Origin of the sequence: Agromyces sp. NPDC057679 (assembly GCF_042799635.1) — a bacterium.
In the GTDB taxonomy this organism is placed as follows: Bacteria; Actinomycetota; Actinomycetes; order Actinomycetales; family Microbacteriaceae; genus Agromyces.
Window position 1 is genome coordinate 59,604 of sequence record NZ_JBHVIK010000003.1, and the last position, 24,838, is coordinate 84,441.

The 24,838-nt window shown below is 70.9% G+C and carries 21 protein-coding genes; 17 read left to right on the plus strand and 4 right to left on the minus strand.

Annotated elements, in window-relative coordinates; genetic code table 11:
* The first annotated feature begins 1 nt into the window (after position 1).
* Entirely contained in the window at positions 2-1,405 is a 1,404-nt protein-coding gene (locus ACFVAJ_RS13175; protein ID WP_376944781.1) for a MinD/ParA family protein, read from the plus strand.
* A 10-nt stretch (positions 1,406-1,415) separates the two neighbouring features.
* Positions 1,416-1,907, plus strand: a complete 492-nt coding sequence (gene def, locus ACFVAJ_RS13180) for a peptide deformylase (protein WP_376944783.1) — start codon at positions 1,416-1,418, stop codon at positions 1,905-1,907.
* Between the two features lie 96 nt (positions 1,908-2,003).
* Here the strand turns inward: def and ACFVAJ_RS13185 are convergent, their stop codons facing one another.
* Positions 2,004-3,836 (minus strand): AMP-dependent synthetase/ligase, encoded by a 1,833-nt coding sequence (locus ACFVAJ_RS13185; RefSeq protein ID WP_376944785.1) that lies wholly within the window; start codon positions 3,834-3,836, stop codon positions 2,004-2,006.
* Positions 3,837-3,990: 154 nt separating this feature from the next.
* Here ACFVAJ_RS13185 and ACFVAJ_RS13190 point away from each other — a divergent pair, with 154 nt between their 5' ends.
* From ACFVAJ_RS13190 to ACFVAJ_RS13200, 3 genes are all read left to right on the plus strand, one after another.
* On the plus strand, positions 3,991-4,938 hold the full coding sequence (locus ACFVAJ_RS13190; protein ID WP_376944787.1) for an ROK family glucokinase: 948 nt from the start codon (positions 3,991-3,993) through the stop codon (positions 4,936-4,938).
* Positions 4,939-4,986: 48 nt separating this feature from the next.
* Entirely contained in the window at positions 4,987-5,676 is a 690-nt protein-coding gene (locus ACFVAJ_RS13195) for a lysophospholipid acyltransferase family protein (RefSeq protein WP_376944789.1), read from the plus strand.
* Between the two features lie 122 nt (positions 5,677-5,798).
* A complete protein-coding gene (locus ACFVAJ_RS13200; RefSeq protein ID WP_376945830.1) occupies positions 5,799-7,127 on the plus strand; it encodes a class II 3-deoxy-7-phosphoheptulonate synthase in 1,329 nt (442 codons plus the stop codon).
* Positions 7,128-7,288: 161 nt separating this feature from the next.
* Here the strand turns inward: ACFVAJ_RS13200 and pknB are convergent, their stop codons facing one another.
* Both pknB and ACFVAJ_RS13210 read right to left on the minus strand, forming a co-directional pair.
* The gene (gene pknB / locus ACFVAJ_RS13205; RefSeq protein ID WP_376944791.1) at positions 7,289-9,211 is read right to left on the minus strand and encodes a Stk1 family PASTA domain-containing Ser/Thr kinase; all 1,923 of its coding nucleotides are present in this window, start codon (positions 9,209-9,211) and stop codon (positions 7,289-7,291) included.
* Positions 9,212-9,293: 82 nt separating this feature from the next.
* Positions 9,294-10,520: a LysM peptidoglycan-binding domain-containing protein gene (locus tag ACFVAJ_RS13210; RefSeq protein WP_376944793.1), complete on the minus strand. Its 1,227-nt coding sequence runs from the start codon at positions 10,518-10,520 to the stop codon at positions 9,294-9,296.
* 199 nt (positions 10,521-10,719) lie between these two features.
* Here ACFVAJ_RS13210 and ACFVAJ_RS13215 point away from each other — a divergent pair, with 199 nt between their 5' ends.
* Positions 10,720-11,058, plus strand: a complete 339-nt coding sequence (locus ACFVAJ_RS13215; RefSeq protein WP_376944795.1) for an Rv2175c family DNA-binding protein — start codon at positions 10,720-10,722, stop codon at positions 11,056-11,058.
* Between the two features lie 26 nt (positions 11,059-11,084).
* Here the strand turns inward: ACFVAJ_RS13215 and ACFVAJ_RS13220 are convergent, their stop codons facing one another.
* Positions 11,085-12,197, minus strand: a complete 1,113-nt coding sequence (locus ACFVAJ_RS13220) for a polyprenyl synthetase family protein (protein ID WP_376944797.1) — start codon at positions 12,195-12,197, stop codon at positions 11,085-11,087.
* Between the two features lie 74 nt (positions 12,198-12,271).
* Here ACFVAJ_RS13220 and ACFVAJ_RS13225 point away from each other — a divergent pair, with 74 nt between their 5' ends.
* The 11 genes from ACFVAJ_RS13225 to murG all read left to right on the plus strand — a co-directional run bounded on the left by ACFVAJ_RS13225 (position 12,272) and on the right by murG (position 24,800).
* Entirely contained in the window at positions 12,272-12,655 is a 384-nt protein-coding gene (locus ACFVAJ_RS13225; RefSeq protein ID WP_376944799.1) for a DUF3040 domain-containing protein, read from the plus strand.
* A gap of 299 nt (positions 12,656-12,954) precedes the next feature.
* Entirely contained in the window at positions 12,955-13,386 is a 432-nt protein-coding gene (gene mraZ, locus ACFVAJ_RS13230; protein WP_026378744.1) for a division/cell wall cluster transcriptional repressor MraZ, read from the plus strand.
* 104 nt (positions 13,387-13,490) lie between these two features.
* Entirely contained in the window at positions 13,491-14,444 is a 954-nt protein-coding gene (gene rsmH / locus ACFVAJ_RS13235) for a 16S rRNA (cytosine(1402)-N(4))-methyltransferase RsmH (RefSeq protein ID WP_376944801.1), read from the plus strand.
* Positions 14,441-15,034 (plus strand): hypothetical protein, encoded by a 594-nt coding sequence (locus ACFVAJ_RS13240; protein WP_376944803.1) that lies wholly within the window; start codon positions 14,441-14,443, stop codon positions 15,032-15,034. Before rsmH ends, ACFVAJ_RS13240 begins: the two co-directional genes overlap by 4 nt.
* Positions 15,035-15,094: 60 nt before the next feature.
* Complete coding sequence (locus tag ACFVAJ_RS13245; RefSeq protein ID WP_376944805.1) at positions 15,095-16,888, plus strand: peptidoglycan D,D-transpeptidase FtsI family protein; 1,794 nt, start codon at positions 15,095-15,097, stop codon at positions 16,886-16,888.
* Positions 16,889-16,901: 13 nt separating this feature from the next.
* On the plus strand, positions 16,902-18,449 hold the full coding sequence (locus tag ACFVAJ_RS13250; protein WP_376944807.1) for a Mur ligase family protein: 1,548 nt from the start codon (positions 16,902-16,904) through the stop codon (positions 18,447-18,449).
* Positions 18,446-19,858, plus strand: a complete 1,413-nt coding sequence (murF, locus tag ACFVAJ_RS13255; protein WP_376944809.1) for a UDP-N-acetylmuramoyl-tripeptide--D-alanyl-D-alanine ligase — start codon at positions 18,446-18,448, stop codon at positions 19,856-19,858. The genes ACFVAJ_RS13250 and murF overlap by 4 nt, the downstream gene beginning before the upstream one ends.
* Positions 19,855-20,952, plus strand: coding sequence for a phospho-N-acetylmuramoyl-pentapeptide-transferase (gene mraY, locus ACFVAJ_RS13260; protein ID WP_376944811.1), 1,098 nt, complete (start codon positions 19,855-19,857; stop codon positions 20,950-20,952). Before murF ends, mraY begins: the two co-directional genes overlap by 4 nt.
* Positions 20,937-22,493: a UDP-N-acetylmuramoyl-L-alanine--D-glutamate ligase gene (gene murD / locus ACFVAJ_RS13265; RefSeq protein WP_376944813.1), complete on the plus strand. Its 1,557-nt coding sequence runs from the start codon at positions 20,937-20,939 to the stop codon at positions 22,491-22,493. The genes mraY and murD overlap by 16 nt, the downstream gene beginning before the upstream one ends.
* Complete coding sequence (gene ftsW / locus ACFVAJ_RS13270) at positions 22,453-23,712, plus strand: putative lipid II flippase FtsW (protein WP_376944815.1); 1,260 nt, start codon at positions 22,453-22,455, stop codon at positions 23,710-23,712. Before murD ends, ftsW begins: the two co-directional genes overlap by 41 nt.
* Complete coding sequence (gene murG, locus ACFVAJ_RS13275) at positions 23,709-24,800, plus strand: undecaprenyldiphospho-muramoylpentapeptide beta-N-acetylglucosaminyltransferase (RefSeq protein WP_376944817.1); 1,092 nt, start codon at positions 23,709-23,711, stop codon at positions 24,798-24,800. The genes ftsW and murG overlap by 4 nt, the downstream gene beginning before the upstream one ends.
* The last annotated feature ends 38 nt before the right edge of the window (positions 24,801-24,838 follow it).

Consider the following 24,838-nt stretch of genomic DNA (forward strand, 5'->3'; position numbering starts at 1 on the left):
GGTGGCTGAAGAGACGCACGAGACCGGGCCGGTGACGCGGCGCGGAGTGGGAGTACGCACGGGTCCGGTCGATCGGATCAGCCCGTCGACCTCGACCGGCGCCCACGCGGCGGTGCCCGCACCCGACCTCGACCTCCGAGTCGACCTTCCGCCTGCGCCCGTGCGCGAGGTGCCGGAAGACGAGGTCGCCGTGGCGATCGACGACGTCTCGGTGAATCCCGGCGCGATCGGCGCCGGCGGCGACACGAGCACGCGCTCGGTCGACGTCCTTCCCGCGGGGCTCGCGGTCGGCGCCTACCGCAGTTCGATGCGTCGCGAATCGTCGCCTTACAGCGCGCTGCTCGCCGCCGACGCGAAGGCGGCCCGCGATCTCGACCGCGCCGACTCGTCCACGGCCGGAACGACCCAGGTCGCGGTGGCGGCCGACGGCGGCAACGAGGTGGCCCTCCCATCCGAGGTGCCCGAGGCGCCTGAGTCGCTGACGGCCGATCGGCTGATCGACCTCAACCGCACGACGCGCCCCGCCCCGCAGGGCGGGTTCAACAGGTTCCTCTATGAGGCATCCCTGCATCTCGTGAACCTCGGCGACTCGGCGAAGGCGCGTGCGCACAAGGCGATGAACCAGCGCATCCAGAAGCGCTTCGAGGGCGGTGCGCGGTTCGTCCCGGTGCTCACCCGCAAGGGCGGCGTCGGCAAGACGACGATCACGGCGCTGCTCGGCATGGCCCTCGCCGACGCCCGCGATGACCGGATCATCGCGATCGATGCGAACCCCGACCGCGGCACCCTCGCCGAACGCGTCGACCGGCAGACCCGCGAGACCGTGCGCGACGTCGTGGCCAAGGCGTCGTCGATCGGCGGCTACACCGACTTCTCCAGGTTCGTCTCGCGCGACGAGACCCGGCTCGACATCCTGGCCTCCGACACCGACCCGACCCTCTCCGAGGCCTTCGACGACAACGACTACAACGTCGTCGCGGGGCTCGCGGCCCGGTACTACTCGCTCGTCCTGACCGACTGCGGCACCGGAATCGTCCATTCCGTGATGCGCGCGACGCTCCAGCGCGCCGACTCGATCGTGATCGTGTCGGGCGGCAGCGTCGACGAGGCCCGCCTCGCGTCCGAGACCCTCACCTGGCTCGAGGCGAACGGCTACGGCGAACTCGTCCGCAACGCGGTCGTCGCGATCAACCTCGCGACGCAGGGCACGCACCTCGTGAAGGTCGACGAGATCGAGGCGCACTTCCAATCGCGTGTTCGCGAGATCGTGCGCATCCCGTACGACCCCCAACTCGCGGCCGGTTCCGTGGTCAACTGGCACGAACTGCGCCCGGTGACCCAGCACGCGGCGCGCGAACTCGCCGCCCTCGTGGTGGAAGGCCTGCCCGCCGAACGCGGGCACTGATCGGAGAACATTGCCAGAGCGTCCCATTCGCCTGTTCGGCGACCCTGTCTTGAAGACCGTCTCAGCCCCCGTCGAACAGGTCGATGATCGCGTGCGCGCGCTCGTCGCCGACCTCCTCGACAGTGTCCGGCTGCCGGGCCGCGCCGGGGTCGCGGCGTCCCAGATCGGCGTGAACCTGCGCGCCTTCAGCTACAACATCGACGGCGAGGTCGGGTACGTCCTGAACCCCGAGCTCGTCGAGGTGTCGGGCGAGAAGGAGGCCATCGACGAGGGGTGCCTTTCGGTGCCCGGCCTGTGGAAGAAGACCCCGCGCTACCCGTTCGCGCGCGTGCGGGGCATCGACCTCGACGGCAAGGAGATCGAGGTGTCCGGCACCGGCCTCATGGCGCAGGCGCTGCAGCACGAGACCGACCACCTCGACGGCCTGCTCTACCTCGATCGTCTCGAGAAAGACGAGCGCCGCTCGGCCATGAAGGAGATCCGCGAGTCCGACTGGTTCTGACGAGTTGCTCGACGCGCGCCGGGTCGGGCGCGGCGACCTCGACGAGAAGCGCCCCACGGGAGATCCCGTGGGGCGCTTCGTCGGTGCGGGGCAGCGTCAGCTGACGATCGAGTGACCCTCGGTCGCCGGTGCGCCCGAGTACATCGCCTCGATGAGCGGGGCGAAGTCCTGCAGGATGATGTTGCGCTTGATGCTGAGCTTCGGCGTGAGGTGCCCGCTCTCCTCGGTGAGCTCGCTCGTGAGGATCGTGAACTTGCGGATCGACTCGGCCCGCGAGACGTTCTCGTTCGCCGCGTCGATCGCGCGCTGCACCTCGGCGAGCACCGCAGCGTTCGTCGAGGCCTCTTCGAGCGTCATGCCCGCGTCTTCGCCGTTGTTGTTGAGCCAGACCGGGAGCATCTCGGAGTCGAGGGTGACGAGCGCCGAGATGAACGGCTTCTGGTCGCCGACCACGACGACCTGGCCGACGAGCGGGTTCGCACGGATCGGGTCCTCGAGGGCGGCGGGCGCGACGTTCTTGCCGCCGGCCGTGACGATGATCTCCTTCTTGCGGCCGGTGATCGTGAGGAAGCCGTCGGCGTCGAAGGAGCCGATGTCGCCCGTCTTGAACCAGTCGCCGTCGAACGCCTCGGCGGTCGCCTCGGCGTTCTTCCAGTACTCCTGGAAGACGGCGACGCCCTTGACCTGGATCTCGCCGTCGTCGGCGAGGCGGATCGCATTGCCGGGCAGCGCGGGACCGACGGTGCCGATCTTCGACTTCGACGGGAGGTTGACGCTCGCCGGAGCGGTCGTCTCGGTGAGGCCGTAGCCCTCGAGGATCGTGATGCCGAGGGCGTGGTAGAAGTGCCCGAGGCGGGGGCCGAGCGGCGCTGAGCCCGAGACCGCGTACTTGACGTTGCCGCCCATGGCGTCGCGGAGCTTCGAGAAGACGAGCGCATCGAACAGCTTGAACTTGAGCTTCAGGCCGAGCGGGACCTTGCCCTGCTCGAGGGCGATCGAGTAGGCGACCGCGGTGTCGGCCGCCGAGCGGAAGATCTTGCCCTTGCCGCCGGTTTCGGCCTTCTGCTCGGAGACGTTGTAGACCTTCTCGAACACGCGCGGGACGGCGAGGAGGAAGGTCGGCTTGAAGCTGCCGAGCGAGGGGAGCAGCTGCTTCGTGTCGGGCTGGTGGCCGACACGCACACCGGCGTGCACGCAGAGCACCGCGATGAAGCGGGCGAAGACGTGCGCGAGGGTGATGAACAGCAGCGTCGAGGCCCCGTTCGGGTCGAGCACGACCTCGTCGAGGGCGACGGCCGAGTTGCGCGAGAGCTCGACGAAGTTCGCGTGCGTGAGCACGCAGCCCTTGGGCTTGCCGGTCGAACCCGAGGTGTAGATGAGCGTCGCGATGTCGTCGCCGTTGGCGAGCTTGCGACGGCGTTCGATCTCGTCGTCGGGCACCTCGGTGCCGCCTGCCGCGAGCTTCTCGAGGTCGCCGAGGTCGATCTGCCACGTGTTGCGGATGCCGGGAAGGTCGGGGTGCACCTCGTCGAAACGCGCGAAGTGGTCGGGCGTCTCGACGATGATCGCGATGGCGCCCGAGTCGCTGAGGTTCCAGCGCACCTGCGCGGGGGAGCTCGTCTCGTAGACGGGAACGAGCACCGCGCCCGCGAACCACGTGGCGAAGTCGATCAGGGTCCACTCGTAGCGCGTCTTGCACATGAGGCCGATCTTGTCGCCCGGCTGGATGCCGGCCGCGACGAGACCCTTGGCGAGGGCGATGACCTGGTCGTAGAACTCGCGCGTCGTCACCGGCGACCAGCCGCCGTCGGCGGTGGGCAGTGAGAACAGGACCGAATCGGGCGTCGCAGCGAGCCGGTCGACGAGCAGGTCGGTGGTGTTCGCCGTGGGGTCTGGAGAGACCACGGCAGGCGTGGAGAATTCGGTCACGGTAGCTCCTTCGGCACCGGGAGGATCGCGCCCGGCTCGGGTACCTGCGCGACCTCGGCATTGGGGTCGATTACACTCTAGTCGTTGCTCGCGTGGCCACGGTCCCGGCACGAATCAGCCTCGTACCTCTTCATGCTCGAAAGGCGGCGCCCGCGTGCACGCGATCGGAATCGACATCGGCGGAACGAAGATCGCTGGAGCGGTCGTCGACGAACTCGGCGGCATCGTCCGCAGCGATCGGGTGCCGACGCCGGCCGACCCCCGGCTGCTCGAGGACGCGGTCGTCGCGATGATCGAGGGCCTGCGCGGCGGCGACGAGATCGGCGCCGTCGGCGTCGCGGCGGCGGGCTTCGTCGACGCGGCCCAGTCGACCCTCTACTACGCGCCGAACATCGACTGGCGCAACGAGCCGCTTCGCGCGAAGCTCGAGGCGCGCGTGGGCGGCACGGTCGTCGTCGACAACGACGCGAACGCGGCCGGCTGGGCCGAGTTCCGTTTCGGCGCCGGTCGCATGGTGAGCGACATGGTGATGCTCACGATCGGCACGGGTGTCGGCGGCGCCATCGTCGCGGGGGACCGCCTCTTCCGCGGCGGCTTCGGGGCCGGCGCCGAGCTCGGCCACCTGCGCGTGGTGCCCGACGGCCTCGCCTGCGGCTGCGGCCAGCGGGGATGCATCGAGCAGTACGGCTCCGGACGGGCGCTGCTGCGCATGGCGGGCGAGATCGCCGACGCCGGCGGCATCGGCCAGGCGCTCGCCCGCGCCCGCGCCGAGCACGGCGAACTCGACGGCGCGATCGTCGGCGGGCTCATCGAGGCGGGCGACCCCGGCGCGGTCGCGGCGCTCCGACAGCTCGGACACTGGCTCGGCGCGGCATCCGCGAGCCTCTCGGCCGTCCTCGACCCGCAGCGCTTCGTCTTCGGCGGCGGCGTGGCGATCGCCGGCGAACTGCTGCTCGAGCCGATCCGCGAGGCCTACCTCGAGCACCTCCCGGCGCGCGGGTACCACCCCGAGCCCGACTTCGTCGTCGCCGAGCTCCAGAACGACGCAGGGGTCGTCGGCGCCGCCGACCTCGCCCGCGTCTGGGTCGCCGAGCACGCCTGAGCAGCCGACGGTAGGCTGATCGATGCGCCACGAGAAGGGAGCCGTGCGGTGTTCTACTGGATCATGAAGAACCTCGTGATCGGGCCGATCCTCCTCTCGATCTTCCGCCCGTGGGTCGTCGGGCTCGAGAACGTGCCCAAGCAGGGCGCCGTGGTGCTCGCGTCGAACCACCTCTCGTTCATCGACTCGATCTTCCTTCCGCTCGTCGTCGACCGTCCGGTGGTCTTCCTCGCGAAGAGCGACTACTTCACCGGCAAGGGGCTCAAGGGCTGGGCGACCCGTGTGTTCTTCCAGGCTGCCGGCCAGCTCCCGATCGACCGCTCCGGCGGCAAGGCGTCCGAGGCATCCCTCAACACGGGGCTCCGCGTGCTCGCCGAGGGCAGCATCCTCGGCATCTATCCCGAGGGCACTCGCAGCCCTGACGGCAAGCTCTACCGCGGCCGCACGGGCGTCGCGCGCATGGTCCTCGAATCGGGCGTCCCCGTCATCCCGGTGGCGATGATCGGCACCGAGCACGTCATGCCCATCGGCAAGCGGCTGCCGAAGGTGCGTCGCATCGGCATCATCGTCGGCGAGCCGGTCGACTTCACTCGGTTCGAGGGGCTCGAGGGCGATCGCTTCGTGTTGCGTTCTGTGACGGACGAACTCGTCTACCGGCTCCGGGAGCTGAGCGGCCAGGACTACGTCGACGTGTACGCGAGTTCGGTGAAGGAGCAGCGGGCCGCGCAATCGCGGTAGGCTCGAGGCGCGGCGGCGCGATCTGCGTCGCCGTTCCGCATCACGGCGCGCCAGCGCCCCTCACCCCTCAGGACACACTCGTGGTACAGCTTGTCGAGCCCTTCGTGAACGCAGATCCCTCCGTGATCGCGGGCCTCGACTATTGGCGGGAACTGCCGATCAAGCAGCAGCCGACGTGGCCAGACGCCGACGCCGCGCGCGCGGCGTCGGCCGAGCTCGCCACGCTGCCGCCGCTCGTCTTCGCGGGCGAGGTCGACACGATGCGCGATCGCCTCGCGGCCGCCTCGCGCGGTGAGGCGTTCCTCCTCCAGGGCGGCGACTGCGCCGAGACCTTCGCCGGGGCGACCGCCGACCAGATCCGCAACCGCGTCAAGACGGTGCTGCAGATGGCCGTGGTGCTGACGTACGGCGCCTCGATGCCGGTGGTGAAGATGGGCCGCATGGCGGGCCAGTTCGCGAAGCCGCGCTCGAGCGACAACGAGACCCGCGGCGACGTGACGCTGCCGGCGTACCGCGGCGACATCGTCAACGGCTACGACTTCACGCCCGAGTCGCGCGCGGCCGATCCCGGCCGCCTCATCCGCGGCTACCACACGGCCGCGTCGACCCTGAACCTCATCCGCGCCTTCACGCAGGGCGGCTTCGCCGACCTGCGCCAGGTGCACTCGTGGAACCAGGGCTTCGCGCAGAACCCGGCGAACTCGCGCTACGAGTCGATGGCTCGCGAGATCGATCGCGCCGTGAAGTTCATGGACGCCTGCGGCGCCGACTTCGAGGCGCTGAAGCACACCGAGTTCTACACCGGCCACGAGGGCCTGCTCATGGACTACGAGCGGCCGATGACGCGCATCGACTCGCGCACGGGCACGCCGTACGTGACGAGCGGCCACTTCATCTGGATCGGCGAGCGCACCCGCGAGCTCGACGGCGCCCACGTCGACTTCCTCTCGCGTGTGCGCAATCCGATCGGCGTGAAGCTGGGCCCGACGACGACGCCCGAGACGATGCTCGAGCTCGTCGAGAAGCTCGACCCGAATCGCGAGCCCGGCCGGCTCACCTTCATCACGCGCATGGGCGCCGGCAAGATCCGCGAGGCGCTGCCGCCGCTGCTCGAGGCGATCAAGGCGAGCGACGCCAACCCGCTGTGGGTGACGGACCCGATGCACGGCAACGGCATCACCACTCCCACGGGCTACAAGACCCGTCGTTTCGACGACGTGGTCGACGAGGTGAAGGGCTTCTTCGAGGCGCACCGCGCCGCGGGCACGCACCCCGGCGGCATCCACGTCGAGCTCACCGGCGACGATGTCACCGAGTGCCTCGGCGGCTCCGAGCAGATCGACGAGGCGACCCTCGCGACGCGCTACGAGTCGCTGTGCGACCCGCGCCTGAACCACATGCAGTCGCTGGAGCTCGCCTTCCTCGTGGCCGAGGAGCTCGCGGCGCGCTGAGTCGCGCGGCATCCGGCTTCGGCGCGGGGCATCCCCTTCTCGGGCGGAGGCCCCGCGCCGATCTCGTGTCGGGCGACGATGTCGTGACGCCGCCGGTGCGCCGATGCGGACATGCGCGCGGAGCGCAGCGAGCCCCGCCACCGGTGCGGCGGCCTTCGTGATCAGACGGTGAGGGTCGCCACGAGGGTGACCGTGCTGCCGCGGACGGCCTGGGTGTCGGCGACCGGATTCTGCTCGTTCACCGTGGCGAAGGCGATGAACGCCTCGGGGAAGCTGTGGGCGACCTTGAACCCCGCCGCCTCGAGCTCGTCGATCGCGTCTTGCAGCGGCTTGCCGACGACGTTCGGCACGGCGACCAGGTCCTGGCCCTTCGACACGGTCAGCTCGACCGTCGACCCGGGCCGCATGGGATCGTTCAACCAGTCGGCGGTGACGACGTGGTCCTTCGGGACGTCGTTCGAGAACACCGGGTCCTTGTACTTCACCTCGAGGCCGGCGTCCTTCAGCTTCGCCTCGGCGTCGGCGACAGGCAGGCCCTCGACGGGCGGCACGGGGCCCACCGAGACGATCAGCGTGATCTCGCCGCGTTCGGGGTAGCTGGCCGGGAGGGCCTCGCCGTCGGCGCCGAGCGCGCCGATGACGGAGCCGGCCGCGACCTCCGCGGAGAACTGCTCGATGGGCTCGAGCAGGGTGAACTCGGCCAACAGCTCGGTGGCCGCGTCGACCGGTTCGCCGACGACCTGGGGTACCTCGAGGATGCGGGGCCCCTCCGAGACGAGGAGGGTCACGGTCGAGCCGTTGCGCGCCGAGCTCCCGCCGGCGGGGTCGGTGTCGATGACGGCGCCCGCGGGGATCTCGGGATCGGTCCTGGTCTCCTGCTTCACCTCGAAGCCGGCGTCGGTGAGAAGCGCGAGCGCCGCCTCGGGAGTCTGGGTGGTCGTCTTCGGAATCGTCACGTAGGCGCCGGGGCCGGCGCCGAAGTACCAGCCGGTCCCTGCGGCGAGGCCGGTGACGAGGAGGACGAGCGCGAGGATCCAGTAGCCGCGGCGCTTGCGACGCGCCGCGCTCGTCGCGAGCTCGGCGGCGTCGTCGCCGTCGACCGCCTCGGCGGTCGTGATGTTCGAGGGAGCGGCGAGCGCCGCCGCGCCGAGAACGTTCGTCTCGGCCGTTGCGGTGCCGAGGAGCTCACCGGCGGCCGGCAGGACCATCGTCGCCTGCGTGGTGAGCGCGACGTGCGAGGAGCGGAGCGCCGGCTCGGCCTCGCGCAACCGGTCGAGCAGCTCGCGCGCGTCGCGCGGGCGCTCGTCGGGGTCGCGGCGCGTCGCCCACAGGACGAGCTCGTCGAGCTCTGACGGCACGGCCGGGTTCTTCGAGCTGGGAGCCGGGACCTCGTCGTTCGCGTGCTGGTAGGCGATGGCCATGGGCGCCTCGCCGACGTAGGGCTGCTCGCCCGTCAGCATCTCGAACATCATGATGCCGACGGCGTAGATGTCGCTGCGCGCGTCGGCCACCCCGCGCGTCACGAGCTCGGGGGAGAGGTAGGCGATCGTGCCGAGGAGCGCCTGCCCGGTCGCGGTGTTCGCGCTGGCCGCACGGGCGAGGCCGAAGTCGCCGAGCTTGATGCGGCCGTCGTCGGCGAGGAGCACGTTCTCGGGCTTGAGGTCGCGGTGCACGATGCCGGCCTTGTGGGCCGCGGCGAGACCCGAGAGCACCGCGTCCATGATGTCGACGGTCTGCTCGGGGGTGAGCTTCTTGTAGTCCTTCAGCAGTTCGCGCAGCGTGATGCCGGGCAGGTACTCCATGACGAGGTACGCCATGTCGGCGTCCTGGCCCTGGTCGAAGACGTTCACCACGTTCGGGTGGGCGAGCCGCGCGGCCGAACGGGCCTCCTGCACGAAGCGGGTCTTGAAGGTGTTGTCGTCGGCGAGGTGGCCGTGCATGATCTTGATCGCGACCCGCCGCTCGAGACGGAGGTCGGTCGCGAGGTAGACGGTCGCCATGCCGCCTCGGGCGATCCGGGAGCGCACCTGATAGCGACCGTCGATGAGACGGCCGATCATGGGGTCGGGAGGTGCACTGGTCACCGTCCGAGTCTACGAAACGGCATATGCCGTCATCTGAACAAACGCCGCAGACGCGCCGATCGAAACCCCATCGTGATGAGGTTCAGCCGAGTTCGGCGAGCCACGCCTTCGCCTGCGCCTCCCACTTGGCGTAGTGGTCGGGGTGGGCGCTCCGCTGCACCGACTGGGCGGCCTCGGTGAGCGACATCGATTCCCATCCGGGAATGTCGAGCAGCCCCGTGGTGGCGCCCGGATTCGGATTGCCCGGGCCGCCGTAGAAGGCCCTCGCGGCGCGCACCGGGTCGAGCACCTCCTCGACGGTGCCCCACCCCTGGCTCGGGCGCTGCTGGAACAGGCCCTGCGAGTCGCGGTCGCCGTGCCGGACGTTCCTTAGCCCGGACTCCTGGGCCGCCGCCGCGAGCGCGACGGCGATGCCGGAGTCGGGCACGCCGAGCTCGCGGCCGACGTCGACGATGAGCTGCGCGTTGGCGCGCATCTCCTCGGTGAGGACGACGCTGACGGAGGCGACGGTGACGACGGCGACGGGACGGGGGATCGCGAGTCGCTGACCCGGCCTGATCGTCGCGTTCGCGTCGAGCCCGTTCGCCGCGATGAGCGCCGCGACCTCGATGTCGTTGCGGGCGGCGATGTCCCACACCGTGTCGCCGTCGACGACGACATGGGTGTCGGCCGGGGACGGCGCGGCCGGCTCGTCGGGGACCGCCGCGGCGACGGGTGCCGGCGCGGGTCGGTCGGCGGCGTCGGGCGGCAGCACGATCGCCTCGCCGGGGAAGATGAGCGACTGCCGGCCGAGTCCGTTCACTCTGAGGAGCTCGTCGAGTGCCACGCCGTATCGCTCGGCGATGCCGCTCATCGTGTCGCCCTCGGCGACGAGGTGCTTCGCGATCGCGTCGCGGGCGGGCGGAGCCGCGGGCGCCGCCCGGCCGCCCGGCAGCGCCAGGCGCTGTCCGGGGAAGATCATGCTGGACCAACCGAGCCCGTTGTGCGCGAGCACCTCGGCGGTCGAGAGGCCGAATCGCTCGGCGATGCCGCTCACCGTGTCGCCCTCGGCGACGACGACCTCCTCGGGCACGGCGCCCGCGGGCGAGGCGGCGGCGCGCATCGCCCCGGGGGTGGTCGCCTTCGCCTTCGGCTGTCGCTTGACCGGCTGCGGTGCGGCCTCGGCCGGTTGCGCGATGCCGAGGGTGACCGCCACGGCGCTCACGACCGCGAGCGGCACCGTGAGCAGCCCGCGGATGCCGCGTGCCGACCCCCGTCCGCCGGATCCGCGCTGCTCGCGTCCGCCGGCATCGTCGACGTCGTACGCCATGGTTCCCCCTTCGCCGGCCTGGTGCTCCGACTCCCGTCACCGTCGCACAGGCATCGGGGCGAGTCAAACACCCCGCCGCGAGTCCGCCGACTCGGTGCGGGCGGCGCGTGCGGATCTGGCACGGCCGCGGACCCGGTCATGGACGGGATTCGCAACGCACTGCTTTTCCGACGACTCGGGACATGGCAGTCTTGGTGACGTGACCGATGCCGCCGAGACCACCTGGCTGACTGTTCCCGACCTCGTCGAGCTGCTGGGCGAGAGCCCCAGCCGCGTGCGCCGCATGATCGACGACCGGCATCTGCTTGCCGCTCGCGTCGACGGCGTGCTGAAGGTGCCTTCCGTGTTCCTCAAGAACGATGCGCCGATGCCCGAGATCCACGGCACTGCCATGGTGCTCGCCGATGCCGGCTTCAGCGACAGCGAGGCGCTCGAATGGTTCCTCGCCGAGGAGGACAGCCTCGGGACGACTCCGATCGACGCCCTGCGCGCCGGCCGGAAGGCCGAGGTGCGGCGGATCGCCCAGGCGCTGGCCTGAGCGCGACGTCGACGACGCCGCGCCGCTCAGCGCGTGCGGCGGGTGACCGTCTTCGCCATCGCGGCGAGCTCGTTGCGCGCCTCGTGCCCGAGCGGTGCGTCGTCGAGGGCGGCGACCGCCCGGGCCGCGTTCCGCGCGATGAGCTGCTCGACCTCGTCGACGGCGCCGCAATCGGAGATCGTGCGCTGCAGCATCCGCACCTGCTCGGCGCTCAGTGACGCATCGCCGAGGAGCTCGTCGAGGAGTCGCCGCTGGCCCGCCGCGAGCCGCTCGCGGGCGATCGCGACGAGCACCGTCCGCTTGCCCTCCCGGAGGTCGTCGCCGCTCGGCTTGCCGGTGACCTCGGGGTCGCCGAAGACGCCGAGCAGGTCGTCGCGCAGCTGGTAGGCGATGCCGAGCGGCAGGCCGAAGTCGCGGAGCGCGCGGAGCTGGGACTCGGTCGCGCCCGCGATGGAGGCGCCGATCACGAGGGGGGCCTCGATGCTGTACTTCGCCGACTTGTAGACGATGACCCGTTCTGCGCGCAGCCGCTGCTCGTCGTCGGGCTGCACGACCCAGGCCCGCTCCTCGAGGATGTCGAGGTACTGGCCGGCCGTGACCTCGGTGCGCATCCGCATGAACTCCCGCCGCGACGCGCGGGCGGCGGCGCGGTCGTCGAGCGCGTCGAGCCCCTCGTCGAGGATCTCGTCGCTCCAGCCGAGCAGCAGGTCGCCGAGGAGGATCGCCGCGTCGACGCCGAAGTCGGCGGCGTCGCCCGCCCACCCCGATTCGGCGTGGAGTCCCTCGAAGAGGCGATGGGCAGCAGGGAGGCCGCGGCGGGTGTCGGAGCGGTCGATGAGATCGTCGTGCACGAGCGCCGCGGCGTGGAAGAGTTCGAGCGCCGCCGCGGCCGAGACGATCGGGAACCGATCGGGTCCTTCGGCCGACTCGTAGGGGTTGAAGCCGCGGGTGCGCACCGCTTCCCAGCCCCAGTAGCAGAAGAGCGCGCGGAAGCGCTTTCCTCCGCTGAGAAAGCGCCGAGAGAAGCCGTCGAGCGGTTCGAGGTCGGCGCTGATCGAGCGGAGAATGGAGGTGCGTTCGGCGAGGAAATCCTCGATGCGTTCGTGCACCATATCGACCAGTCGGGAGCTGTGAGCCACCCGCCTAGCCTACCGACGCAGCGCAGGGCTAGAATGGACTCGGATGCGTCGATCCCGAGCCTGAGGGGAAAGAGATGCCGCTTTCAGAGCAGGAGCAACGTCTTCTCGAGGAGATGGAGCGGAACCTCTATCGCAATGATGCCGATTTCGTGCATGCCGTCGGCGGCGTGCGGGGTCGGCGCCCGAACTACCGCGCCATCGTGCTCGGTGTGCTGCTCGCCGTCGCCGGCGTCGGTGCCCTGATCATCGGTGTCGCGACGCAACTGCTGATCATCGGCATCCTGGGCTTCGCGCTCATGTTCGCCGGCGTCCTCGTCGCGATCACGCCCTCGAAGCGCGGTGCCGCGGCGCCCGCGCCGAGCGAGCAGTCCTCGGGTGGGGCGAAGCCCCGCTCGCGCACCGGATTCATGGACCGCATGAACGAGCGCTGGGACCGCCGCCAGGACGGGCACGAGTAGCCGCTCCACTTCGCACCACCTGAACGGGCCGATCGTCTGATCGGCCCGTTTTTCGTGTGCCCGGGTGCTCCGGCGGGATCGCCTGATGCCGTCGGCGGGCCATCCACCGGGGATCGACGCCTCTGCTCCTCCCCGGCGTGTCGTTTTCCTCCACCTCCCTCCACCCCTGAAATTCCGCGTGAATACGGGGCTTCGCGTGGCTCGGGTCCGCGAAATCGAGCGAATGTCGTTGATCGGTGGATGGAGGTGGAGTAAAGTGGGGCCACCTGGATTCTGGCCGGAGGAAAGGGGGTGGTGTGGTGTTCCTCGGGAGTTACGAACCAAAGCTCGATGAGAAAGGCCGCGTCATTCTTCCGGCGAAATTCCGGGAGGAGCTGTCGAACGGGCTCGTGCTCACGCGCGGGCAGGAGCGCTGCGTCTACGTATTCAGCGCCCGCGAGTTCGAGAGCATGAGCGAGAAGATCCGCCAAGCCCCGGTCACGAGCAAGCAGGCACGCGATTACATGCGCGTGTTCCTCTCGGGGGCATCCGCGGAGACCCCCGACAAGCAGAACCGGGTCACCATCCCCGCCATGCTCCGCAGTTATGCGGGGCTCGACCGGGACCTCACGGTCATCGGCGCCGGCAGCCGGGTGGAGATCTGGGATCAGGCGGCGTGGCAGAGCTACCTCGCCGAGCAGGAGGCGGCCTTCGCGGAAACGGCGGAGGAGGTGATCCCCGGACTCTTCTGATCCACGGGTCCCGACTCCCAGCCGGCCGGGCCTGGTGCACTTCCCCGCATCAGGACGAACGGATGGGGATCAGGGCTCGAAGGCCCGGAAGGCAAGGCGGAATCATGGACATCGAACGCATTCACACCCCGGTCATGCTCGAGCGCACGCTCGAGCTGCTCGCACCGGCGCTCGAGCAGCGCAGCGCGGTGATGGTCGACGCCACCCTCGGAATGGGCGGGCACACCGCGGCGTTCCTCGAGCGCTTCCCCGAACTCACGGTCATCGGACTCGACCGCGACACCGACGCGCTCGGCATCGCCCGCAAGCGGCTCGCGAAGTTCGGCGACCGCGCCCGCTTCGTGCACACCGTCTACGACGGCATCGCGAAGGCCGTGCGATCCGAGGGATTCGCCGAGGTGCAGGGCGTGCTCTTCGACCTCGGCGTCTCCTCGCTCCAGCTCGACCGCGCCGAGCGCGGATTCGCCTACTCGAAGGACGCCCCGCTCGACATGCGGATGGACTCGACGAAGGGCCGCACCGCGGCCGACGTCATCGCCGAGTCGAGCGAGGACGAACTGCGGCGCATCTTCCTCGACTACGGCGAGGAGAAGCTGGCGGCCCGCTACGCGCGAGCGATCGTCAGGGCGCGGGAGCAGGCCCCGATCACCCGTTCGGCCGAACTCGTCGCCGTGATCCAGGCGGCGACCCCGGTCGCCGTGCAGCGGCAGGGGCACCCCGCGAAGCGGGTGTTCCAGGCGCTGCGCATCGAGGTCAACGAGGAGCTCTCGGTGCTCGAGCGTGCGATGCCCGCAGCGCTCGACTCGATCGCCGTCGGCGGCCGGATCGTCGTGCTCGCGTACCAGTCGCTCGAGGACCGCATCGTCAAGCGGGTGCTGCAGACCGCATCCAGCTCGTCGGCGCCGGCCGGGCTCCCCATGGAGCTGCCCGAGCACCGCCCGCAGTGGAAGCTCCTCGTCAGGGGCGCCGAGCTCGCGAGCGAATCCGAGCAGGCGGAGAACCCGCGTGCGAAACCGGTGCGCCTGCGCGCCGCAGAACGAGTGAGGAGGCCGTCATGAGCGCTGTGCCGGCCCAGTCCCTTCCCGCGCCCCGGCGAGCGCCCGAGCGGCCCCGCTGGCTGCGCCCCGCGCCCGAGCCGGGAACCGGGCGGGCGAAGCCCCGCCTCGCCTACGCGATCATCGCCGTCGCGGGGGTCGCGGTCATCGTGGTCGCGCAGCTGCTGCTGTCGATCGCCATCACGCAGGGCGCCTACGACATCGATGCCGCGACCATGCAGCAGTCGACGCTCGACCGGCAGGAGCAGCAGCTCCGTGAGGACCTCGACCGGGTCGAGTCGCCGCAGTACCTCGCCGCGAACGCCGAAGCCCTCGGCATGGTGCCGAACTCGAACCCGGTACTGCTCCGGCTCTCCGACGGCACGGTGAGCGGCGACCCGTCCGCCGCGACCGGGGGAGCCGCGGCCTCCGCGCCGCTCGTCCCGAATGCCCTCATCGACGGCGTGCCGCTCGTCACCGAGCAGCCCGCGGGGGAGACTCCGAAGGGTGAGACCGCAGCGGGGGCGGAAGGCGAGGCGGGGGCCGAGGCGCCCGTCGAGGCTCCGGTCGCCCCGCCGGTGGGCGACGGACTGCCGACGCCCGCGACCCACTAGCACCAGCACGACGAGCACGAACGAGGACCGCAGCGGATGAACCGGACGAGTCGACACCCGATGCGCAGGATCCTCGCCTCGGCGGTGGTGCTCGTCGTGCTGGTCGGGGTGTTCGTCGTCAAGCTCGTCGACATCCAGGTGGTGCGCGCGTCGGCGCTCAACGCGAAGTCGCAGGACGCGAGGTCGCAGCCCGTCAAGGTATGGGGCGCCCGCGGCGACATCGTCGACGCCAACGGCACGGTGCTCGCCGACAGCGTGATGCGCTACGACATCGTCATCTCGCCGAAGCAGGCGCAGCTCTCGGTGCTCGAGCGCAAGCAGAAGGAGCATCCCGGCCAGAAGGTCGAGGTCACGACGGAGGAGCTCGTCGCCGAACTCGCCCCGGCCGCGGCCGAGCTCGGCCCGGCCGTCGGCCTCACCGGCGATCAGGTGGTCGGCGTCATCACCTCGAAGCTCGCCGAGGATCCCGACTCCGACTACGCGTTCCTCGCGAAGCAGGTCGACACCACGGCCTACGACGCGGTGAAGGCCCTCGACGTCCCGTGGGTGTACGCCGAGAAGCACCCGAGCCGCACCTACCCGAACGGCGCGGTCGGCGGCAACCTGCTCGGATTCGTGCAGGACGACGACGGCACCCCGCTCGCCGGGCTCGAACTCGCCGAGGACCAGTGCCTCGCCGGCACCGACGGCGAGGTGAGCTACCTCCACAGCGCGGCCGACTGGGTGCCCATCCCCGGCAGCGAGATCGTGCACAAGCAGGCGAAGGACGGCGGCACGCTGAAGCTCACGATCGACGCCGACCTGCAGTACTTCGTGCAGCGCGTCGCCGAGGAGCAGCGTCGCGCGGTCGGCGCCGACTGGGCCACCGTGACGGTCATGGAGGTGAAGACGGGGCGCCTGCTCGCGATCGCCGACGTGCCGACCGTCGACCCCAACGACCCCGGGGCGACCGATGCCGAAGACCGGGGCTCGCGCGCGTTCACCGCGCCGTTCGAGCCCGGCTCGACCTTCAAGGCGCTCACGGCGGCGTCGGTGCTCGACGCGGGCAAGGCGACGCCCGTCGACCAGATCATCGCCCCGTACCGGTACCTTCCGCCGAACGGCGCGAACATCAACGACAGCTCCTACCACGACGACGAGCGGCTGACCCTCACCGGCGTGCTCGTCGAGTCGTCGAACACCGGGATGTCGAAGTTCGGCGAGCGGATCAGCGACCGGCAGCGCTACGAGGACATGCTGGCCTTCGGCCTCGGCGAGCAGACCGAGGTCGGGTTCCCCGAAGAGGCCGCCGGCGACCTGCACGGCGACCCCGACGAGTGGGACAACCAGACGAAGTACGCGACCATGTTCGGCCAGGGCCTCACCACGACCGCCGTGCAGATCGCGAGCGTCTACCAGACCCTGGCGAACGGCGGCGTACGGATGCCCGTCACGCTCGTCGACGGGTGCACGACCGCGGACGGCGAGACCACCTCGCCGCCGGCCCAGGGCACCCGTGTCGTCTCCGAGAAGGCGGCCGACGAGACGAGCGCGATGCTCGAGCGCGTCTACGCCGACGGCTGGCTCGCCGACCAGTGGGAGATCCCGGGGTACCGCGTTGCGGCGAAGACGGGCACGGCGCAGTTCGCGGGCCCCGACGGGCACTACCTGCCGGGCTACCTCGTCTCCGTCTCGGGCTTCGCTCCCGCCGACGATCCCGAGTTCGTCGTTTCGGTGAGCTTCCAGAATGCCGTTAAGATGAACTCGTCCGCCGCATCCGCTCCCGTCTTCCAAGAGGTGATGAGCCAGGTGCTGAAGAAGTATCGGACCGTTCCATCCGGCGCTCCGGCGCCCGATCTGCCAGCTACCTGGTGAGAAAGTTGGGTTCGTGACCGGATCGCCTCCAACGGCCCTCCGGCCGCAGCACCCGAGCCCCCGATCGCTCCGCGGCCTCGCCGAGGAGTTCGGGTTCGACGTGCGCGGCGAGCTCGGCGACCTCGAAGTCACCGGTGCGGGTCTCGCCTCGGGCGCGGTGCGCCCCGGCGACCTCTACGTCGGCGTCCCCGGGCGCAACGCCCACGGGGCGAAGTACGCCGTCGCAGCGCGCGATGCGGGCGCCGTCGCCGTGCTCACCGACGAGGCCGGTGCGACCCTCGCAGCCGAGTCGGGGCTGCCGATCCTCGTGACGCCCGACGCGCGCGCCGCGCTCGGCGAGGTCGCTGCCTGGATCCACCGGACGGCGGAGAACCCGGCGACGACGTTCGCCGTGACCGGCACCAACGGCAAGACGAGCGTCGTGTACCTGCTCTACGGCATCCTCCGCCAGCTCGGCGTCGTCGCCGGCCTCACCTCGACCGCTGAGCGCCGCATCGGCGACGAGGCCGTCACGAGCTCGCTGACGACCCCCGAGGCGAGCGAGCTGCACGCGCTCCTCGCCCGCATGCGCGAGGTCGAGGTGCGGGCGGTCGGCATCGAGGTGTCGGCGCAGGCACTCTCGCGCCATCGCGTCGACGGACTCGTCTTCGACGTCGCGGGCTTCACGAACCTCACCCACGACCACCTCGACGACTACGCCGACATGGACGAGTACTTCGAGGCGAAGCGCGAGCTCTTCGCGCCCGACCGCGCGCGGCGCGGTGTCGTCACCGTCGACTCCGAGTGGGGTCGCCGGCTCGTCGCCGAGTCGCGCATCCCGGTGACGACGCTGACGAGCGAGGCCGACGTGCCCGCCGACTGGCGCCTCACCGTCCTCGAGGAGGCGGCGGCGTACACGGCCTTCGCGCTCGAGGCCCCCGACGGCCGTCGCCTCGAGACCCGCGTGCCGCTCCTCGGCTGGTACATGGCGGCGAACGCGGCGCTCGCGATCGTCATGCTCACCGAAGCGGGCTACGACCTCGACCGCATCGCCGCCGCGCTCGAGCGCGACGGCGGCATCGACGCGTACATCCCCGGCCGCGCCGAGCGCATCTCGGGCGATCGCGGCCCCATCGTCTACATCGACTACGGGCACAGCCCCGACGCGTTCCTCCAGACGCTCGGCGCGATCCGCCGTTCGACCCGCGGCCGCGTCATCATGGTGTTCGGCGCCGACGGCGACCGCGACACGACGAAGCGCGCCGAGATGGGGGCGATCGCCGCCCGCGGCGCCGACGTCGTCGTCATCACCGATTTCCACCCGCGATTCGAGGATCCCGCGGCGATCCGCTCCGCGCTCATCGCCGGCGCACGCGAGGCCGTGCCCGAGCGCGAGATCCACGAGATCGCCGACCCGAAGGCGGCGTTCCGCGCCGCTCTGGCCCTCGCCGACGACGGCGACGCCATCCTCTACGCCGGGCCCGGCCATGAGGACTACCACGAGGTGAAAGGCGTGAAGATCCCGTACTCGGCACGCGAAGACTCCAAGCAGGCGCTCCGCGAAGCGGGGTGGCTCGAATGATCGCCCTCACGCTCGCCGAGATCGCGGCGGCCGCCGGCGGCACGCTCCACCTCGAGGGAACGACCGCGACGGTCGAGACCGTCGTCGCGGGCGCCGTCACGACCGACTCGCGCGAGATCGGTACGGGCGACGTCTTCGTCGCCAAGCGCGGCGAGTTCGACGACGGCCACCGCTTCGCCCCCTCGGCCGTCGAGCGCGGCGCCGCCGTGCTCATCGTCGAGCACGCGCTCGAGCTGCCCGTGCCCCAGGTCGTCGTTGCCGACTCGATCGACGCGCTCGGCGCACTCGCGACCGAGGTCGTGCGCCGGGTGCGCGCGCTCGGCCGGCTGCGCATCGTCGGCGTCACGGGCTCGAACGGCAAGACCACGACGAAGAACCTGCTGCGCGCCGTGCTCGAGAAGGTCGGTCCGACCGTCGCCGCACGCGCCTCGTACAACAACGAGGTCGGCGCCCCCGTCACGATGCTCGAGCTCGCCGAGGACACCGAGTTCCTCGTCGCCGAGATGGGCGCCTCGGGGGTCGGCGAGATCGCCCGGCTCATCCGCATGGCCCGCCCCGACGTCGGCATCGTGCTGAAGGTGGGCCTCGCCCACGCCGGCGAGTTCGGCGGCATCGAGAAGACCGTGCAGGCGAAGTCCGAGATGGTCACCGACCTCCTCCCCGGCGACGTCGCGGTGCTCAACGCCGACGACCCGCGCGTCGTGCCGATGGCCGGGCGCACGAACGCCCGCGTGGTCTGGTTCGGGCTGGGCGACACCGCGGAGGTGCGCGCGACCGAGCTCCGCGCCCACTCGCGCGGCACCGACTTCACCGTGACGGTGCCCGGCGGCGAGCAGGCGCGGGTGCACTTCGGGGTGCTCGGCGAGCATCACGTCATGAACGCGCTGGCCGCGATCGCGGCATCCGTCGAACTCGGCGTGCCCCTCGCCGACGTGGTCGCCGCCCTCGAGCAGGTGACCCTCGCCGAGCGCTGGCGCATGCAACTCATGGGCGGCCGCGACGGCATCACCGTCATCAACGACGCGTACAACGCGAGCCCCGACTCGATGTCTGCCGCGCTCAAGACGCTCGCCCAGGTGCGCGAGCCGGGCAGCCGCACGATCGCCGTCCTCGGCGAGATGAGCGAGCTCGGCGAGTTCTCGGGGGAGGAGCACGACCGCATCGGCCTGCTCGCCGTGCGCCTCGGGATCTCGCAGCTCGTCGTCGTCGGCCAGGCCGCACGTCGACTGCACATCTCCGCGATCAACGAAGGATCGTGGGACGGCGAATCGGCGTACGTCGAGACCGCCGATGAGGCCTTCGAACTCGTCACCGCGGGCGCCCGCCCCGGCGACACGATATTGGTGAAATCGTCGAACTCGGCGGGTCTCCGCCACCTCGGCGACCGACTGGGAGAATGGTTCGCGTGAGAGCACTGCTGACCGCCGGAGCGTTGTCGCTCGCCTTCACGCTGTTCCTGACCCCGCTGTTCATCCGCCTGTTCACGCGGATCGGCTGGGGCCAGTTCATCCGTGACGACGGGCCGCAGAGCCATCACGTCAAGCGCGGCACGCCCACCATGGGCGGCATCATCTTCATCCTCGGCACCCTGTTCGGCTACTTCGTCGCGACGCTGCTCGTCTCGAACGAGCGGCCGACGGCGTCGGGCATGCTGGTGCTCCTCATGATGGTCGGCCTCGGCGCGGTCGGGTTCGTCGACGACTTCCTGAAGACCCGCAAGAAGCAGAGCCTCGGGCTCGGCGGCTGGGCGAAGGTCGCCGGGCAGGTCATCGTCGCGGCGCTGTTCGCCCTGCTCGCGCTGCAGTTCCCGAACGACCAGGGCGTGACGCCGGCGAACACGAAGATCTCGTTCATCCGCGACCTGCCGCTCGACTTCATGGTGTTCGGCACGTTCTTCGGCATCGTCCTCTACGTCGTCTGGATCTGCCTGATCGCGGCGTCGACCTCGAACGGCGTCAACGTGACCGACGGGCTCGACGGCCTCGCCGGCGGCGCCTCGATCCTCGCGATCGGCTCCTTCGTGTTCATCGGCTTCTGGCAGTTCAACCAGGCGTGCGGCGCAGTGGGCCTGAACCCGAGCGACGAGTACCGCTGCTACAACGTGCGCGACCCGCTCGACATCGCGATCGTCTCGGCCGCGATCGTCGGCGGCCTCATCGGCTTCCTCTGGTGGAACACGAACCCCGCGAAGATCTACATGGGCGACACCGGCTCGCTCGGCCTCGGCGGCGCGCTCGCGGCGCTCGCGGTCGTGAGCCACACCGAGCTCCTCGTCATCATCATCGGCGGCCTCTTCGTCATCGAGACCGGCTCGGTCATCCTGCAGCGGGCCTACTTCAAGGTGACGCACGGCAAACGCATCTTCCTGATGAGTCCGATCCACCATCACTTCGAGCTGAAGGGCTGGGCCGAGGTCACGATCGTCGTGCGCTTCTGGATCATCGGCGGACTCTTCGTCGCCGCCGGCGTCGGCGCGTTCTACTTCGAATGGCTGCAGAGCTGATGGCGGATGCCTCGGCACCGACCTCGAACCGTCTCGACACCCTCACGAGCTGGAACGCCGACTGGCGCGGGCTCAAGGTCGCGGTGCTCGGCGCGGGCGTCACTGGCTTCGCGGTCGCCGACACCCTCACCGAGCTCGGCGCCGACGTCCTCGTCGTCGCGCCCGAGGTCGACGACGATCGCGCGCGCATCCTCGAGGTGATCGGCGCGAAGCTCGTGCGCCACCCGCTCGACGTGGTGCCCGCCGAGCTCGAGGCGTTCGCGCCCGAGGTCGTCGTGATCTCGCCGGGGTTCCACCCCGACCACCCGGTGCTCGAGTGGGCGGGGCGCGAGGGAATCGCCGTGTGGGGCGACATCGAACTGGCCTGGCGCGTCCGAGACAAGGTGAACTCCGCCGAGTGGATCCTCGTGACCGGGACCAACGGCAAGACCACGACCGTGCAGATGACCGCGACCTTCCTCGCGGCGAACGGGCTGCGGGCGGCGCCGTGCGGCAACATCGGCGTGCCGGTGCTCGACGCGGTGCGCGACCCGGGCGGGTTCGACGTGCTCGTCGTCGAGCTCTCGAGCTACCAGCTGCACCACCTGCCGACCGAGGGCCCCGGCGCAGTGCACCCGTGGGCGAGCACGGTGCTCAACATCGCCGACGACCACCTCGACTGGCACGGCTCGTTCGAGGCCTATCGTGCGGCCAAGGCGAAGGTGTACGCGAACACGAAGCACGCCTGCGTCTACAACCGCGCCGACGAGGCGACGAGGCGCATGGTCGAGGACGCCGAGGTCGAGGAGGGCGCCAGGGCGATCGGCTTCGGCCTCGACGTGCCGGGGCCGAGCGACTTCGGCGTCGTCGAGGGGATCCTCGCCGACCGCGCGTACCTCGACGACCGGCGCAACACCGCGCTCGAGATCACGACGCGCGCCGAGCTCGAGCCGCGCGGCCTCGACGCGCCGCACGTGGTCGCGAACATCCTCGCCGCCTCGGCGCTGGCCCGCTCGTTCGGCGTCCCGGTCGGGGTCATCCACGACGCCCTGAACGACTTCCGCCTCGACGCGCACCGCATCGAGACCGTGGCCGTCGCCGGCGGCATCCGCTGGATCGACGACTCGAAGGCGACGAACCCGCATGCCGCCGAGGCGTCGCTGCGGGCGTTCGGCCGCGTCGTCTGGATCGTCGGCGGGCTCCTCAAGGGCGTCGACGCCGATGCGCTCGTCGCGGCGCACATCGGGCGCCTCCGCGCGGCGATCGTGATCGGCGTCGACCGCGAGCTCCTCGTCGCGGCGTTCCGCCGACACGCGCCCGAGCTGCCCCTCTTCGAGGTGATCGCCGACGACACTGAACAGGTGATGCCCGAGGCGGTCGCGCTGGCCGCATCGGTCGCCGCAGAGGGCGACACCGTGCTCCTCGCGCCCGCCGCGGCGTCGATGGACCAGTTCGCCGACTACGGCGATCGCGGCCGACGGTTCCACGAGGCGGTCAGAACGATGCTGGGAGGTGAGGCGGATGGCGACTCCGCCCCGCTCGACCCGTCGCCAGAAGGCTGACCAGCAGGGCGTCTCGGCCGCCCGCATCCGGCTCGGGCGGGTCTTCCGCGTCGAGTCGGCCGACTACTTCCTGCTGCTCGGCACGACGCTCTTCCTCGTGGTGCTCGGCCTCGTCATGGTGCTCTCGGCGTCGCTCGTCGAGTCGTACCTCGAAGACGGCGGCCTCCTCGACCAGGCGATCCGCCAGGGCGTCTTCGCGATCATCGGCATCCCGGCGATGCTCATCGCGAGTCGCATGCCCGAGCGGTTCTGGATGCGCATCGCGTGGCCGGCGCTGATCATCACCTGCATCCCGCAGCTGCTCGTCGTCGCCACCGACCTCGGCATCGAGGACGGCGGCAACACCAACTGGCTGCGCATCGGCCCGGTGCAGTTCCAGCCCTCTGAGTTCATCAAGGTCGCGCTCGTCATCTGGCTCGGGCTCATCGTCACCAAGAAGCAGGACAAGCTCGGCGACTTCACCCACGGGGTGCTGCCCATCCTGCTCGTCGGCGGCGGGGCGATCGGCCTCGTCCTCCTCGGCGGCGACCTCGGCACCGTGATGATCATGGGGGCGATGCTGCTCGGCGCGCTCTTCCTGATCGGGGTCCGGCTGCGCCTGCTGCTCGTGCCGATCCTCGTCGCGATCGTGGGCTTCGTGATCGTCGCGTTCTCGAGCGAGAACCGGATGCGACGCATCATGTCGTTCGTCGACTCGAACTGCGACACCGGGGGCGCCGACACGCTGAACTCGTGCTGGCAGGTCATGCACGGCACCTATGCGCTCGCGAACGGCGGCGTGTTCGGCGTCGGGCTCGGCAACTCGGCGGCGAAGTGGTCGTGGCTGCCGGCCGCCGACAACGACTTCATCTTCGCGATCATCGGCGAGGAGCTCGGGCTCATCGGCGCGATCGTGGTCATCGGCATGTTCGTGCTGCTCGCGGTCGCCTTCGCGCGTGTGCTGCGGAGCGCGCGCACCATGTTCGCGAAGACGGTCACCGCGGCCGTGATGGTGTGGGTCATCGGCCAGGCCTGTGTCAATATCGGAGTCGTGCTCGGAGTCTTCCCCGTCCTCGGTGTCCCGCTGCCGCTCGTCTCGGCCGGTGGCACCGCCCTCCTGACGACCCTCGTCGCCATCGGCGTCGTGCTCTCGGTCGCGCGCGACCCCGAGGCGCCGGCGCGGGCGGCGGCGCGCGCAGCGGCCCGCAGGGCGCGCGCATCGGAGCGTGCGGCGCGATGAGCGTCTACCTGCTCGCCGGCGGCGGCACCGCCGGCCACGTGAACCCCCTGCTCGCCGTCGCGGATCGGCTCCGGGAGCGCGACGCCGACGCCGAGGTGCTCGTGCTCGGCACGGCCGAGGGACTCGAGGCCCGCCTCGTGCCCGCGCGCGGCTACGAGCTCCTCACCATCGCGAAGGTGCCGTTCCCGCGCCGCCCGAACCGGGCCGCCCTGGCGTTCCCGTCGCGGTTCGGCCGCTCCATCGACGACGTGGCGCGCATCATCGCCGAACGCGGCGTCGAGATCGTCGTCGGGTTCGGCGGCTACGTCTCGACCCCCGCCTACCTCGCCGCGCGTCGCGCGGGCATCCCCGTGGTCATCCACGAGGCGAATGCGAAGCCGGGTCTGGCGAACCGGCTCGGCGCCCGCTGGGCGGCCGAGGTCGGCGTCGCGTTCGAGGGCACGCCGTTGCCGCACGCCGAGGTCGTCGGCATGCCGCTGCGACGCGAGATCGAATCGCTCGATCGCGCGTCGCTCCGTGCCGAGGCCGCGGAGTACTTCGGCCTGGACCCGGCCCGACCGGTGCTCCTCGCGACCGGCGGCTCGCTCGGTGCGCGTCGCATCAACCGCACGATGGTCGACAGCGCCCGTGCGATCACGGGCGCCGGCTGGCAGGTGCTGCACATCACCGGGGCGAAGTCCGAGGTCGACGACCCGGGCGTCGCCGACTACCGCATGGTCGAGTACGCCGACCGCATGGACCTCGCACTGGCGGTCGCCGACCTCGCGGTCTCGCGCGCCGGCTCCGCGACGGTGAGCGAGCTCGCCGCCCTCGGGCTCCCGGCCGTGTACGTCCCGTACCCGGTCGGCAACGGCGAACAGCGGTTCAACGCGGCCGGCGTGGTCGAGGCGGGCGGCGGCATCCTCGTCGACGACGCCCGGTTCCTTCCCGAGTGGGTCGGCGCCGAGCTGGTGCCGCTCCTCGCCGATGCGGATCGCGTCGCCGCGATGGCCGCCGCCGCGGCGACCGTGGGCGTCCGCGACGGCACCGCCCGGATGGTCGCGCTCATCGACGCCGCCCGCGGCGGGGGAGCCGCGCACCCGGCCTGAGGCGCGTAACGTGGAGCGTGGCGGATGTCCCGCGCATC